The sequence below is a fragment of the Paraburkholderia heleia NBRC 101817 genome (assembly GCF_000739775.1).
GTDB lineage: Bacteria > Pseudomonadota > Gammaproteobacteria > Burkholderiales > Burkholderiaceae > Paraburkholderia > Paraburkholderia heleia.
On record NZ_BBJH01000006.1, the window covers coordinates 336,397 to 349,450 of the forward strand.

A 13,054-nucleotide genomic window follows, 5' to 3' on the forward strand; every position below is an offset into this window, starting at 1 on the left:
AATACCTTGGGGAATCGTGTCTTTCAGCATTGACGACGTGACGAGGCGGTTGAATACGCGCCTGAAAATGCGCCATCTGGTGCTGCTCCTGCAGATCCGCCAGCACGGCTCGCTCACGCGCGTGGCGGAACACATGGCGACGAGCCAGCCCGCCGTCACCAACGCGCTGGCTGAAATGGAGAGCATGTTCGGCGCGCCGCTGTTCGACCGTACGCCGCGCGGCATGACGCCCACGGCGCTCGGCAACGTGGTGCTCGCGCGCGCCCAGGCCATGCTGCACGACCTCGACCACCTCGCGCGCGACATCGAAGCCGTGGTGGCCGGCCACGCCACGCGGGTGCACGTAGGCGTGATTCCGTTCATCTCGGGGCGCACGCTCGCCGCCGCCATTCGCCTCACGCAGTCGCGGCTGCCGCAACGCGTCACCATGACGATTCACGAAGGCACGAGTGACGCGCTCCTGCCGCAGCTTCGCGACCACACGCTCGATATCGTGATCGGGCGCGCGTCTTCGGCCGTCGACGTCTCGCAGTTGCGCTTCGAGGTGCTGCATCAGCAAAAGCCGCGGCTCATCGCCAGCCGGCGCCTGGCGGCGCGCCTCGCGCGCGGCAAGCTCGACTGGGAAAAACTGGTCGAACTGGACTGGATCCTCGGTGCGCCGCACACGCCCATCCGCGAGCAGATTTCCGACCTCTTCCTGCACGCGGGCGTGGCGCCGCCCGTGCCTATCGTGGAGAGCTACACGTCGCGGCTCATCGGCGAGATGATCAGCACGAACGAGAAGGCCGTGTCGATCGTGCCCGCCGATATTGCCGAGGAACTCGTGCATTTCGCGGGCGTGGCGATCGTGCCATATACGCTCGACTGGACACTGCCGCCGGTTGCGATGTTCACGCGCGCCGGCGTGCTGCGCGATGTCGACGCCACCTTCGGGCAGTCGCTGCGCGAGCTGTATCAAGAGGCCGAGAAAGCGCGGGGTTAAGCCGCTTCCTGCCGCCCGCTTTCGAGCGCTTCCATCACTGAACTTCCCCGTTGCGGCGGCGAGATCCCGCCGCCGATATTCGCATTCCTGCGCCAGCACGGTGCCGTTTTCCGCTGCGTGTTCGAGCAACGAGTCGTTAGGTGTTTACCCGTAACCTTATTGTCAGCTGACTATCGGTATGCCGATAATACTCTCATGGATGTGAAAACTGCAGTGCGCGTCTTCGACGTGATCAACCTCTTTGCCGAAGTCCGGCAGCCGATGATCTACAGCGAGATTGCGCGTCGAACCGAGATTCCGCTGTCGAGCTGCCACGCGTTGTTGCAGACGATGGTGGCAAAAGGCTATCTGTATGCGCCGGGCGTGAAAGCGGGCTACTACCCCACGCAGCGTCTGTTGCACGTGGCGCGCGACATCTGCAGCGAGGACCCGCTCACGCTGATGTTCCAGCCGCTGCTTTCCGCGTTGCGCGACGCGACCGGCGAAACCGCCGCGCTCGCCACGCTTGCGGGCAACCGCGTGGTCTATCTCGACGTGATGGAATCGCGCCAGAAGATCCGCTACAGCGACGAGCCGGGCGGCTTCATGACCATTGCGAGCGCCGCGGGCAAGGCGCTGCTCGGCGCGCTCGCCCCGGCCGCGCGACGCAAACTGCTCGACAGTTGCAAGCCGCAGTTGCTCTCGGCCAATGGCGCGGTGATCGAGCGCGGCGCGTTCGAGCGCGACATCGAGCAGGGCGTGACCCACGGCTGGCATCGCTCGACGGGCGAGAGCGTGGAGGACGTAGCCGGCCTCGCGCGCGGTTTCCTGATTCATGGCGAGGCGTTTGCGCTCGTCATCGGCGCGCCCAAGGCGCGTCTTCTCAAGAACGAGCAGAACGCCGTGAAGGCACTGCTCGAGGTGTACGCGCAAATCCCGCCAGCGCTGCTCGCCGCGTGAGGCACGTCAAGCGCCTTGGGCGCTCGAGGTAGCGGTGCGTGAGGCGCGGAATTCCTGAAGCGGAGGGTCAAGCATGCGTTGGAAGAACCGGCCGGAAGGCTCGAACTGGGGCGACTTCGGTCCCGACGATCAATTGGGCCGCCCCAATCTCATCGGCGCGGAGCAGGTACGCAAAGGCGCGCAGGAAATTCGCGCGGGCCTCACGTTCACCCTTTCGCTGCCGCTCGACTTTCCCGGCGACAGCAAGCTCAACGTGCGCCGCCACCCGCCGGTGCTGCGCCCCACCTTCCGCGACGGCCTGCCCTATGTGAACTTCCCGTTCGCGCGCAACGTTGCGGGCGCAACCGACGTGGTGAGCGACGATCAGGTGCTGCTCTCGCTTCAATACTCCACGCAGTGGGATTCGCTCGCGCACGTGGGCGCGCGCTTCGACGCCAACGGCGACGGCGTGGCCGAGAGCGTCTACTACAACGGCTATCGCGCGAACGTGGACGTGGTCGGCCCGATGGAATATCGGGCGGAAGACAACTTCGCGCCTCACGCGTGCGGCGGCGAGCATAGCCATGCCGAGGTGCTCGGCATCGAGCACCTTGCCGTCAAGGGCATGCAAGGCCGCGGCGTGCTGATCGATTTCGCCGCGCATTTTGGCCGCGAGTTTCGCACGGTGGGCTACGACGACCTGATGCGCGTGATCGAGTCCGACGGCGTGGAAGTCGAGCGCGGCGACATGCTCGTGCTGCGCACCGGCTTTGCGGAGATGGTGCTCGACATGAACCGCCAGCCCGACGAAGCCGTGTTGTCGAGCCACTGCAGCGCACTCGACGGCCGCGACGAGCGCCTGCTGCAATGGATAACCGACTCGGGCATCGCGGCGCTCGCCGCCGACAACTACGCCGTCGAACGTTATCCCGCCCGCCCGCCCGCGACGCCCGGCGACCACCCGCTCATGCCGCTGCATCACCACTGCCTCTTCAAGCTCGGCCTGCCGCTGGGCGAGCTTTGGTATTTGCGGGACCTCGCGCTGTGGCTGCGCGAGCACCAGCGCTCGCGCTTCATGCTCACCGCACCGCCGCTGCGGCTGCCGGGCGCCATGGGTTCGCCCGTCACGCCCGTCGCCACGGTTTGACGAACCGATTCGCTGTCCTTTTTCATTCGCATTCCCGAAAAACATGGCTAAAGAACGAGTCCTGATCACCGGCGGCGCCGCCGGCATCGGCGCCGCGTGCGCCGCGCGCTGCGAGGCCGACGGCTACGAGGCCGTCGTGATCGACCGCGTGGGCAGCGGCATCATCGCCGATCTCTCCGACACCGAGGCGACGGCAGCCGCGCTCGCCCGCGCGCTCGAAGGCGGCCCGATCACGCGCCTCGTCAACAACGTCGGCGTGGTCGTGCCCAACGACGCCGAGCACCAGTCGCTCGAAGAACTCGAACGCGCATGGGCCCTCAACGTTCGCTGCGCGCAGCAGTGCATGCAGGCGCTGTTGCCCGGCATGAAGGCCGCGGGCTTCGGGCGCATCGTCAACATGTCGTCGCGCGCCGCGCTTGGTAAAGAGCTGCGCACGGCCTATTCGGCGACCAAGGCCGCGTTGATCGGCATGACGCGCGTGTGGGCGCTCGAACTCGGCGCATTCGGCGTGACCGCGAACGCCATTGGCCCGGGTCCGATCCGCACCGAACTGTTCGACCGCGCCAATCCGCCCGGCGCGCCGCGCACCGAGGCCATCATCAACGCCGTGCCCGTGAAACGCGTAGGCACGCCCGACGATGTTGCGCACGCGGCCTCGTATCTGCTCGACGCGCGCAGCGGCTTCGTGACCGGCCAGGTGCTCTACGTGTGCGGCGGCATGACCGTCGGCGTCGCGGGGGTATGACGATGGCGGCCCTCGAAACGCCCGCGCAAGCATGCGAAGCGCGACGCGCCGGCATCGTCGGCGCGGGCAGCATCGGCGTGGCGTTCGCGATCTGCTTTGCGCGGGCCGGCTGGCGCGTGCGCCTCTACGATCCCGACGCCGCACGCCGCACCGCCGTGCCTGAAGAGCTTGCGCAGCGCCTCGGCGACCTCACGCAATACGCCCTGCTCGACGAAAGCGCGCAGGCAATCGCCGCGCGCGTCGCGATCGTCGATACGCTCGAAGCCGCTGCGGCGCGAGCCGATCTCGTGCAGGAATGCGCACCCGAACGCGCCGAACTCAAGCGCGAGATCTTCGCGCAACTCGACCGCGTCGCGCCGCCCGAAGCGATACTCGCGAGCGCTTCGTCGTTTCTCGCGGCTTCGAAATTCGTCGACGATACGCTTGCCGGTCGCGCGCGCTGCCTCGTCGCTCATCCCGGCAACCCGCCCTACCTCGTGCCCGTGATCGAGGTCGTGCCCGCACCGTTCACGTCCGAAGCGGCAGCCGCGCGCGCGATCGCGCTCTACACCGAAGCAGGCATGAAGCCCGTGCGCGTGAAGCGTGAAGTGGAAGGCTTCATCTTCAACCGCCTGCAAGGCGCCGTGCTGCGCGAAGCGTATTGCCTCGTGCGCGACGGCGTGGCGTCGGTGGAAGACATCGACACCGTGATGCGCGAAGGCCTCGGCCCGCGCTGGTCGGTGATCGGCCCGTTCGAGACCGTCGATCTGAATACGCGCGGCGGCATCGCCTCGCATGCGCAGAAGATGGGCCCTGCGTATGCACGCATGGGCGCCGAACGCGGCCAGCACGACCCGTGGACGCCTGAACTCGTCGCCCAGGTCGAGGCGGCACGACGCGCGGCGCTGCCGCTCGATCAATGGGACGAGCGTGTTGGCTGGCGCGACCGTCAGCTCATGCATCTCGCCCGCCATCGCAAGACCTCAAGCCACGACAGCCACGATAGCCCCGACGACTCATAGGCGCGTCGAACGCGCGCGCCGAGAGCCGAAGAGACCCTACAACTATTACGATTCGATCAGAGACACTTCCATGCACAAAGTCACCGCTTTCTTTACCGAGCTGATGCGCCGGTATTTGCCCGATCCGTTCGTGTTCGCGATCGGCCTCACCTTGCTGACGATGGCCCTCGCCGTGATCGTGCAAGGGCAAGCCGTCACGGCCCTCACCACGAGCTGGGGCAAGGGCTTCTGGGCGCTGCTCGCGTTCACCACGCAAATGGCGGTGATTCTCGCGATGGGCTACGTGCTCGCGACCGCCCCGCTCACCGACCGCCTTCTGAACCGCGTGGTGGCGCGCGTGAGCGATCCGCGCATGGCGATCGTCGTCGCGACACTGGTGGGCGGCATCGGCAGCTATCTGAACTGGGGCTTCGGCCTCGTGGTGGGCGGCATCGTCGCGCGCAAGCTCGCGCTGCGTGTGAAAGGCGTACACTACCCGCTCATCATCGCTTCGGCGTATAGCGGTTTTACGCTCTACGGCCTCGGGCTTTCGGCCAGCATTCCCGTGCTGATCTCCACGAAGGGGCATCCGCTCGAAGCGCAGATGGGCGTCATTCCGCTCTCCGAAACGATTTTCTCGCCCACCATGCTCATCACGAGCCTCGTGACCATCATCACGCTGCCGCTCCTGAACGCATGGCTGCACCCCAAGCCCGGTCAGCCGATCAAGGAAATCGACCGCGTCCAGGAAGACAAACTGCAGAAAGCCGCCGCGCTCGGCGTGGATCTCGACGAAGGCAACACGCTCGCCAACCGCCTGAACAACAGCCGTCTTCTGAGCTACGCGATCGGCCTGATCGGCATGGGCTATGTCGCGCTGCACTTCGTGCAGGGCGGCTCGATCGACCTGAACCTCATCAACTTCTTCATTCTGTTCCTCGGCATCCTGCTGCTCGGCACGCCGATCCGCTATGTGGAGAAACTCAACGAAGGCATTCGCACGATCAGCGGCATCATTCTGCAGTACCCGTTCTACGCGGGCATCATGGCGATCATGGCGTCTTCGGGTCTCGTCAATACGTTTTCCGAAGCATTCGTGAAGGTCGCGACGCCGGGCACGCTGCCGTTCTGGGGCTTGATCAGTTCGTTCGTCATCAACTTCTTCGCGCCTTCGGGCGGCGGCCACTGGGTCATTCAGGGACCGTTCATGATCGAAGCGGCGAAGACCATCGGCGCCTCCGTGGGCCATACTTCCACGGCCGTGATGCTCGGCAACGCATGGAACGACCTCGTGCAGCCGTTCTGGATTTTGCCCGCGCTCGCGCTTTCGAAGCTCAAGCTCAAGGACATCATGGGCTACACGGTCATCATGATGTTCTGGATCGGCATCGTTTATTCGATTGCGATTCTCGCCTGGGGCTGATTGGCGCTTTTACGCCCTCTTTCTGAACCCCAACCTCACCGGAGACGATTGATGCTGTTTCTCGTGCACATGCAGGTGCAGATTCCGCACGGCACCGACGCCGCCTACGCCGACGCCCTGAAGGCCGAAGAAAAGGCGTTTTCGCAGAAGCTGCAACGCGAAGGCAAGTGGCGCCACCTGTGGCGCGTGGCCGGCGAATACGCGAATTACAGCGTGTTCGATGTCGAATCGAACGACGAACTCCATACGCTGCTTGCCGCGCTGCCGCTTTTCCCGTTCCTGAAGATCGGCGTGACGCCGCTCGCCCAGCATCCGTCGGCCATCGCGCCCAACTGAGAGGCACGCGCCATGCCTTTTCTCATCGAAACGTTCGACAAGCCCGGTCATGCCGAGGTGCGCGCACGCGAGCGCGATGCGCATCTGGAATTTCTCGCGCGCAACAAGGCGCTATTGCTGGCCTGCGGCGCGAAACTCAACGACGACGGCAGCAGCGCGGGCGGCGGCATCTATATCGTCGACCTCGAAACGCGCGAGGAAGCCGAGCGCTTCATCGCGCAGGATCCGTTCACGCATGCCGGGCTGTTCGAGAGCGTGAAGATCATTCGCTGGCGCAAGGCCTACATCGACGGAACCTCCTACCTGTAGGCGCGATGCGCCTGCAGTGGCGCCGGACACCCCCTGCCGCGACCGGCCTTTCCCATGAACTGAACGTATCAAATACCTAAAGGAAGTTTCATTTTTCGGGCCATTTTCGACACGTTTGCGTAATCGCCCTCGCCTAAATTTCCGGTTCCGCCACACACGAAGAATTCTCCTTCTCTACGGAACCGAAATGAAAAAAGCGTTGTTGAACCTCCTCGCGCTCGCGGCAGCCGCCGCCTGCACGAGCGCTCACGCACAAAGCAGCGTTACGCTCTACGGCACGGTCGATGCGGGCCTCGACTACGTCAGCAATCAGAAGTCGTCCACGGGTCATGGCACGACGTGGGGCATGCAGTCCGGCAACGTGAGCACGAGCCGCTGGGGCCTGCGTGGCACGGAAGACCTGGGCGGCGGGCTCAAGGCGATCTTCGACCTCGAGAACGGCTTCTCGGTCGTCAGCGGCAAGGGCTCCAACGGCGGTTATCTGTTCGGCCGGCAAGCGTGGGTAGGCCTCTCCAGCGACCAGTACGGCGCGCTCACGCTCGGGCGCCAGTACGACGCGCTCGTGGACATGATCGCGCCCATGTCGGCTACGGGCTCCGGCTTCGGCGGCAACATCGCGATGCACCCGTTCGACAACGACAACCTCAACAACGACGTGCGCATGAACAACGCCGTCAAGTTCCGCAGCGCGACCTACGCGGGCTTCCAGGTGGAAGGCGCCTACGCGTTCAGCAACCAGGGCGGCGGCTTCTCGAACAATAACGCCTACACGATGGGCGCTTCGTGGACCGGCGGCCCGATCAACCTGGCCGTGGCGTACTTCCAGGGCAACGAGCCCGGCTCGACCACGAACGGCGCATTGAGCGCCGGCAGCGGTACCGACAACGATCCGATGTTCGTCGCGGCACGCACGCGCACGCTCGGCGCGGGCGGCAGCTATACGATCGGGCCGGCGAAGGTGGGCCTCGTGTTCACGCGCACGATGGTCGCCGAGCCCACGCAGATCGCCCAGGGCGGTTCGCTCAATGCATTCGATGCCGACTACCTGACGTTCAATAACTTCGAAGTGAACGGCCGTTACGCGCTCACGCCGCAACTGAGCCTGGGCGGCGCCTATACGTATACGGACGGCTCGGTGAGCCGCGCGCAAGGCAACGCGTCGCCGCACTGGAACCAGTTCATGCTGCAGGCCGACTATGCGCTGAGCCGACGCACCGACGTCTATCTCGAAGGCGTCTACCAGCGCGTTTCGGGCGCCCAGGGCATTCCGGTGCTCGGCAATGCGTCGATCTACAACCTCGCGGCTTCGTCCAGCAATACGCAAGCGGTCGTCGCGGCAGGCATGCGCCTGAAGTTCTAAGCCCATGCTTAACGGGTAAGGGTAAGCGCGGTAACAGCGGCGTAACGGCGGGCCGCGCGATAGAAACGCGGCCCGCCATGCTGCGTAAAACAAGGGCGGTGTCATCGCCAGGTCATGCAAGCAAGCCATCGTTGCGCAGACACTCCCCCTGCGATGCTTGCGCCCGCGCGCGTCAGTCATGCAAGTCCGCCAGCGCAGGCTTCGCCTTCTGCTCCCCAGGCGAGACGACATGACGAATAAAGACATCCCCGAGAATGCATCCACCGAAAGCGGCGCCAGTGTCTCGCGCCGCGGCTTCCTCAAGCTTGCCGGCGCGTCCGGCTTCGCGAGCGCGGCCAGCGCTTTCGCGGGCAGCGCGAAAGCCGACGCCGCCACCCCCGACGGCACACCCGAGCAGATCCACCTCACCTGGGGCGAAGACCCGACACGCGAAGTCGTCGTCTCGTGGGCATCGCTCGCCTCGTCCACGAATCCGCGCGTGATCTACAGCGCCGATCGCGGCAAACGCGAGACGGTGCACGCCGTGCAACGCACCTATACCGACGGGCTGACCGGCGGCGTCGTCTTCACGTATCACGCCCGGCTGCACGCTCTGGACCCGGCGACGACCTACCGCTACGAAGTCACCGCCGATAACGACAGCCATGCCAGCAGCCCGTTTTCGTCGAGCTTCACCACGGCCCCGCGCGGGCGCGCCAAGTTCCGCTTCACGAGCTACGGCGACCTCGCCACGCCGAACACGGGCTGGGTGCTGTCGTCTGCGCAAAGCCGCTTTGCCGTCGAGGCCGTGGAGCGCTTCCAGCCGCTCTTTCATCTGCTCAATGGCGACCTATGCTACGCGAACCTGAATCCCGCGCACCAGACCGATGTGTGGCGCGACTTCGGCAACAACAACCAGACTTCGTCGGCGAATCGTCCGTGGATGCCGTGCCCCGGCAATCACGAGATCGAGTTCTACAACGGCCCGCAGGGCCTGAATTCGTATCTCACGCGCTATACGCTGCCCCATAACGGCACGCAGTTTTCGGGCCGCTGGTACCGCTTCCGCGTGAGCAACGTGCTGTTCGTCTCGCTTGACGCCGATGACGTGGTCTACCAGGATGCCGCCGCGTTCGTGGCCGGTCCCTCGCCGCTCGTGCCTGCCGCGAGCACGGGCAACGCGCCGGTTCAACCGGGCACCTCGTTCTACGTGCGCGGCTACAGCAAAGGCGTGCAGACGCGCTGGCTCGAGCAAACGCTGAAGCAGGCAAAGGACGACGACGACATCGACTGGATCGTGGTGCAGATGCACCAGGACGCGCTCAGTTCGTCGAAAACGGGCAACGGCTCGGACAAGGGCATTCGCGAGGCGTGGCTGCCGCTGTTCGACCGCTATGGCGTGGACCTCGTGGTATGCGGCCACGACCACGACTACGAGCGCAGCTACCCGGTGCGCGGCTGCAATCATCATGCGGGCGTCGATGCGAAAACCGGCGCGAGCGTCGACACGCTTCAGCCGCGCCCCGTCACGCATGCCCAGGGCATGGGCAACACCTACGACACGAGCCACGGCACGATCCACCTGATCCTGGGCGGCGGCGGTACGAGCGCGCCGCTCGACGTGTATGGCGTGGACGCCGGCAACGGCAATCCGCAGGCCCAGGTGTTCACGAAGCCCAACCATCCGGTGCCGGGCGCGACCGCGGGCACCTTCGCGCGCCCCACGGCGGACGCGCTCGAAGACGCGATCTGGTCGGCGCAGCGCGATACGGGCACGGGCTATGGCATTGCGGTGTTCGACGTCGATCCCGGCACGCACGGCGGCAAGACGACGATCACGATGAACTACTATCACGCGCCCGGCGCCGATCAAACGCCGACCGGCAATTATGAGTTGTTCGAAACGATTACGCTGGAGAAGTCACGGTAAGCGGACCGCGCGGGGCGCTCGCGCCCCGCGTCCAGATCAATCTGCCAGCGCGGCTTCTTCCACTTCCCGCGCCACGACCGCATCGCCAGCCAGCCGCCGGTAGCGCGACAGCGCCCACAGCGGGAAATACGCCGTGTACCCGTGATACTTGAGGTAATAGATACGCGGGAACCCGGGCGCATTGTGCGAGCGATGCCACCAGAACCCGTCTTCCTGCTGCACGGATAGCAGATACGCCACGCCGCGCCGAACCGACTCGGACTCCCAGTCGCCGAACGCCATTTGCGCGAGCAGCGCCCACGCGGTGAAGTTCGATGCGCTTTCGCCGCCGTTGGTGCCGGCAAGGCGCGGGTCGAGATAGCTGTCGTTGGTCTCGCCCCAGCCGCCATCGGCATGCTGGCGTGTGCGCAGCCACGCGAGCGCGCGTGCGATGTACGGCTGCCCCGGGTCCTCGCCTGCGAGCGCGAGGCCCGCCAGCACGCTCCACGTGCCGTAGATGTAGTTGGTACCCCAGCGGCCCCACCAGCTGCCGTCGGCTTGCTGGGCGGCCTTCACGTACTCGATGGCGCGCGCGAGCGCTGCCTTGTCTTCGGCGCGGCCCGTCACGCCGAAGCACAGGAGCACGCGGCCCGATACGTCTTCGGTTGGCGGGTCGAGCAAGGCGCCATGATCCGCGAAGGGAATCGCGTTCAGATAGAGGCGGTCGCAATCGGCGTCGAAGGCGCCGAAGCCGCCGTTGCGCGATTGCAGGCCGCGCATCCAGTCGAGCGAGCGCGCGACACGCGCCGCATACGGGTCCACGCCTGTCTTGCGCGCCTGCCCGCGGCCGCGCCGATGGAGCATGGCGGCAACCACGGCCGTATCGTCGATGTCGGGATAGTACGGGTTCTCATACTGAAAGGCCCAGCCGCCGGGCGGCGTATCGGGCTGCGCGTTCTCGATCCAGTCGCCGCGCACGTCTTCCACTTGACGCCCGGCGAGCCAGTCGTACGCGCACGCAATACGCTGCTGCAGTGCCTCGTCGCCGATAGCGGCCGACGCCGGATCGGCGTGCACGGCCGCGCGCGCCTGCTCGAGCGCCATCGTGCTCCACGCCGTATCCCACACCGGCGAGAGACAGGGCTGGCAATACACGCTGCCGTCCGGGCGCTCGACGAGCAGCTTTTCCAGCGCACTCTCGCAATCGCGGCGCAACGGATGATCCTCAGGATACCCAAGCACCTGCATCATCTGGTAGCTGTAGACAATAGGCGGAAAAATACCGCCCATGCCGTCCTCGCCGTTCATGCGCTCGGCGCACCAGGCCTCGGCGTACTTCATGGCGCGCTGGCGCAGCGCGCGCGGCAGCAGCGGCTCGATATGGCGCAGCGCACGGTCAGCCGCGAGAAAGAACCGGCGGATACCCTTGCCGCGCGCAAAATATTCGCGCTCCTCGTCGGGGGGCGTAACGAACAGTTCGGCAATCGATACGTCATGCGGATTGGCCGCGCGCGCCTTCAGCGAGCAGAGCGCGAGCAGCGGCACCATGGTCGTGCGCGCCCAGTAGGCGACCTTGTACATCGAAATGGGCACCCACTTCGGGAACAGCACGAACTCCACCGGCATGAACGGCGTGGCGCGCCACGGTACCTGTCCGAAGGTGGCGAGCAGAATGCGCGTGAACACATTGGATTTCGCCGCGCCGCCGAGCTTCAGAATGCGCTCCCGGGCACGCACCATGTGCGGCGCCTTTTCGGAGTCGCCCGCCGCCTTCAGCGCGAAGTACGCCTTCACGCTGCACGAGACATCGGGCGCGCCATCCATGTAGAGATCCCATGCGCCGTGCGTTTGCAAACGCTGAATGGCGCGCAGATAGCGCGCCATCTTCTCCTGGCGCACCACGTCGATCTTGCCCATGAAATGCATCATGAGGATGTATTCCGCGGTGATCGTGGCATCCGATTCGAGTTCGAAGCACCAGCTTCCATCGGCGTCCTGCTGCCGCACGAGCGCCTCGCGGCCGCGAATGATCGAGGCATCGAGCGCCGCCATGGCGGCTGTGGAGGCGGTAAAAGGCGGGTTGGAATTTTTCATCGGCGGATCATACCATCCGTACGGAATGTTTAGCAGCGACGTCGGCAATGGTATGATCGCCGCCATGAAAGACTCCTCCGTCAAGGCGCCCGCGCGCGCGACAAGGCGCAGCGCGAAGGCGGCTGACGCAGCGGCACCGCCGGCCTCTTCGGCCCCGAAGCCCCGTTCTGCGCGCAAGGACGCGGCGCCTGCCGCCGGCACGCGCCGCAAGAAAGCCCCGGCCCAGGTGCGCGCGCAGTTGCTGCAAGCGGCTTCCGATATCGCCACCGATCAAGGCGTGCCCGCCGTGACGCTCGACGCCGTGGCCGAACGCGCGGGCGTGACCAAGGGCGCGCTGCAGTATCACTTCGCCAACAAGCAGGGCTTGCTCGATGCGCTCTTCGAGCAGACGCTCATGCGCTTCGAGCAGCAGATGCACACGCGTATCGACGAAGGCGTGGCGCAAGGCGCGCCGAAACATGGCGCCGCCGCGCGCGCCTACCTGCGCACCACGATCGACGAAACGAGCCCCGCCGCCAGCACCAATGTCCTGCGCGTGCTGGTGGCCGCGATGATGACCGACCCCGCGATTCGCGAGCGCTACGCCGCGCCCATGCGAAAGTGGACGCGCCCCGACCCGCTGCCGCCCGAAGCCGCCGCCCGGCTCATGATCTGCCGGCTCGCGGCGGACGGCCTGTGGATCTCCGACCTGCTGGGCTACCAGAACATGCCGACGCGCCTGCGCGCCGAAGTGGTGCGCCAGCTGGAGCAACTGGCGCTCGGGAAAGACTAAAGCGCGCGCCAGCGTTCCCCCGGAGCGTCGTGCCTTGACGCCCGGCGCACTATGCCGAAATCGTCACCGCGCATGGGCCGTTCGAGCAAGACGGCCAAAA

The 13,054-nt window shown here is 65.8% G+C and carries 12 protein-coding genes; 11 read left to right on the forward strand and 1 reads right to left on the reverse strand.

Translation table 11 applies throughout. The annotated features are described in order from the left end of the window. Positions 1-16 precede the first annotated feature (16 nt). The 10 genes from BHE01S_RS07100 to BHE01S_RS07145 all read left to right on the forward strand — a co-directional run bounded on the left by BHE01S_RS07100 (position 17) and on the right by BHE01S_RS07145 (position 10,109). Positions 17-982 (forward strand): LysR family transcriptional regulator, encoded by a 966-nt coding sequence (locus BHE01S_RS07100; protein WP_042261993.1) that lies wholly within the window; start codon positions 17-19, stop codon positions 980-982. 195 nt (positions 983-1,177) lie between these two features. After that, a complete protein-coding gene (locus BHE01S_RS07105) occupies positions 1,178-1,921 on the forward strand; it encodes an IclR family transcriptional regulator (RefSeq protein ID WP_042261996.1) in 744 nt (247 codons plus the stop codon). Positions 1,922-1,994: 73 nt separating this feature from the next. After that, entirely contained in the window at positions 1,995-3,047 is a 1,053-nt protein-coding gene (locus BHE01S_RS07110; protein WP_042261998.1) for a cyclase family protein, read from the forward strand. Between the two features lie 43 nt (positions 3,048-3,090). Next, the gene (locus BHE01S_RS07115) at positions 3,091-3,792 is read left to right on the forward strand and encodes an SDR family oxidoreductase (RefSeq protein WP_042262000.1); all 702 of its coding nucleotides are present in this window, start codon (positions 3,091-3,093) and stop codon (positions 3,790-3,792) included. Further along, positions 3,789-4,793 (forward strand): 3-hydroxyacyl-CoA dehydrogenase, encoded by a 1,005-nt coding sequence (locus tag BHE01S_RS07120; RefSeq protein ID WP_084068628.1) that lies wholly within the window; start codon positions 3,789-3,791, stop codon positions 4,791-4,793. Before BHE01S_RS07115 ends, BHE01S_RS07120 begins: the two co-directional genes overlap by 4 nt. Before the next feature lie 70 nt (positions 4,794-4,863). Continuing rightward, on the forward strand, positions 4,864-6,195 hold the full coding sequence (locus BHE01S_RS07125) for a short-chain fatty acid transporter (RefSeq protein WP_042262001.1): 1,332 nt from the start codon (positions 4,864-4,866) through the stop codon (positions 6,193-6,195). Between the two features lie 51 nt (positions 6,196-6,246). Then, on the forward strand, positions 6,247-6,531 hold the full coding sequence (catC, locus tag BHE01S_RS07130; protein WP_042262002.1) for a muconolactone Delta-isomerase: 285 nt from the start codon (positions 6,247-6,249) through the stop codon (positions 6,529-6,531). 12 nt (positions 6,532-6,543) lie between these two features. Continuing rightward, entirely contained in the window at positions 6,544-6,840 is a 297-nt protein-coding gene (locus tag BHE01S_RS07135) for a YciI family protein (protein WP_042262004.1), read from the forward strand. 187 nt (positions 6,841-7,027) lie between these two features. Further along, positions 7,028-8,200 carry a porin gene (locus tag BHE01S_RS07140; RefSeq protein ID WP_042262007.1) on the forward strand — a complete coding sequence of 391 codons (1,173 nt, stop codon included), beginning with the start codon at positions 7,028-7,030 and terminating at the stop codon, positions 8,198-8,200. A 229-nt stretch (positions 8,201-8,429) separates the two neighbouring features. Beyond that, positions 8,430-10,109 (forward strand): purple acid phosphatase family protein, encoded by a 1,680-nt coding sequence (locus BHE01S_RS07145; RefSeq protein ID WP_042262009.1) that lies wholly within the window; start codon positions 8,430-8,432, stop codon positions 10,107-10,109. A gap of 36 nt (positions 10,110-10,145) precedes the next feature. Here BHE01S_RS07145 and shc read toward each other — a convergent pair whose 3' ends face one another. After that, the gene (gene shc, locus BHE01S_RS07150; protein WP_042262012.1) at positions 10,146-12,182 is read right to left on the reverse strand and encodes a squalene--hopene cyclase; all 2,037 of its coding nucleotides are present in this window, start codon (positions 12,180-12,182) and stop codon (positions 10,146-10,148) included. Positions 12,183-12,246: 64 nt separating this feature from the next. Here shc and BHE01S_RS07155 point away from each other — a divergent pair, with 64 nt between their 5' ends. After that, on the forward strand, positions 12,247-12,954 hold the full coding sequence (locus tag BHE01S_RS07155; RefSeq protein WP_084068642.1) for a TetR/AcrR family transcriptional regulator: 708 nt from the start codon (positions 12,247-12,249) through the stop codon (positions 12,952-12,954). The last annotated feature ends 100 nt before the right edge of the window (positions 12,955-13,054 follow it).

Excerpts from the sequence above, each read along its gene's own strand:
- BHE01S_RS07105 (WP_042261996.1), top strand. The coding sequence starts at position 1,178 with ATGGATGTGAAAACTGCAGTGCGCGTCTTCGACGTGATCAACCTCTTT.
- BHE01S_RS07140 (WP_042262007.1), top strand. The coding sequence starts at position 7,028 with ATGAAAAAAGCGTTGTTGAACCTCCTCGCGCTCGCGGCAGCCGCCGCC.
- shc (WP_042262012.1), bottom strand. The coding sequence starts at position 12,182 with ATGAAAAATTCCAACCCGCCTTTTACCGCCTCCACAGCCGCCATGGCG.
- catC (WP_042262002.1), top strand. The coding sequence starts at position 6,247 with ATGCTGTTTCTCGTGCACATGCAGGTGCAGATTCCGCACGGCACCGAC.
- BHE01S_RS07135 (WP_042262004.1), top strand. The coding sequence starts at position 6,544 with ATGCCTTTTCTCATCGAAACGTTCGACAAGCCCGGTCATGCCGAGGTG.
- BHE01S_RS07115 (WP_042262000.1), top strand. The coding sequence starts at position 3,091 with ATGGCTAAAGAACGAGTCCTGATCACCGGCGGCGCCGCCGGCATCGGC.
- BHE01S_RS07125 (WP_042262001.1), top strand. The coding sequence starts at position 4,864 with ATGCACAAAGTCACCGCTTTCTTTACCGAGCTGATGCGCCGGTATTTG.
- BHE01S_RS07145 (WP_042262009.1), top strand. The coding sequence starts at position 8,430 with ATGACGAATAAAGACATCCCCGAGAATGCATCCACCGAAAGCGGCGCC.
- BHE01S_RS07120 (WP_084068628.1), top strand. The coding sequence starts at position 3,789 with ATGACGATGGCGGCCCTCGAAACGCCCGCGCAAGCATGCGAAGCGCGA.
- BHE01S_RS07155 (WP_084068642.1), top strand. The coding sequence starts at position 12,247 with ATGAAAGACTCCTCCGTCAAGGCGCCCGCGCGCGCGACAAGGCGCAGC.
- BHE01S_RS07110 (WP_042261998.1), top strand. The coding sequence starts at position 1,995 with ATGCGTTGGAAGAACCGGCCGGAAGGCTCGAACTGGGGCGACTTCGGT.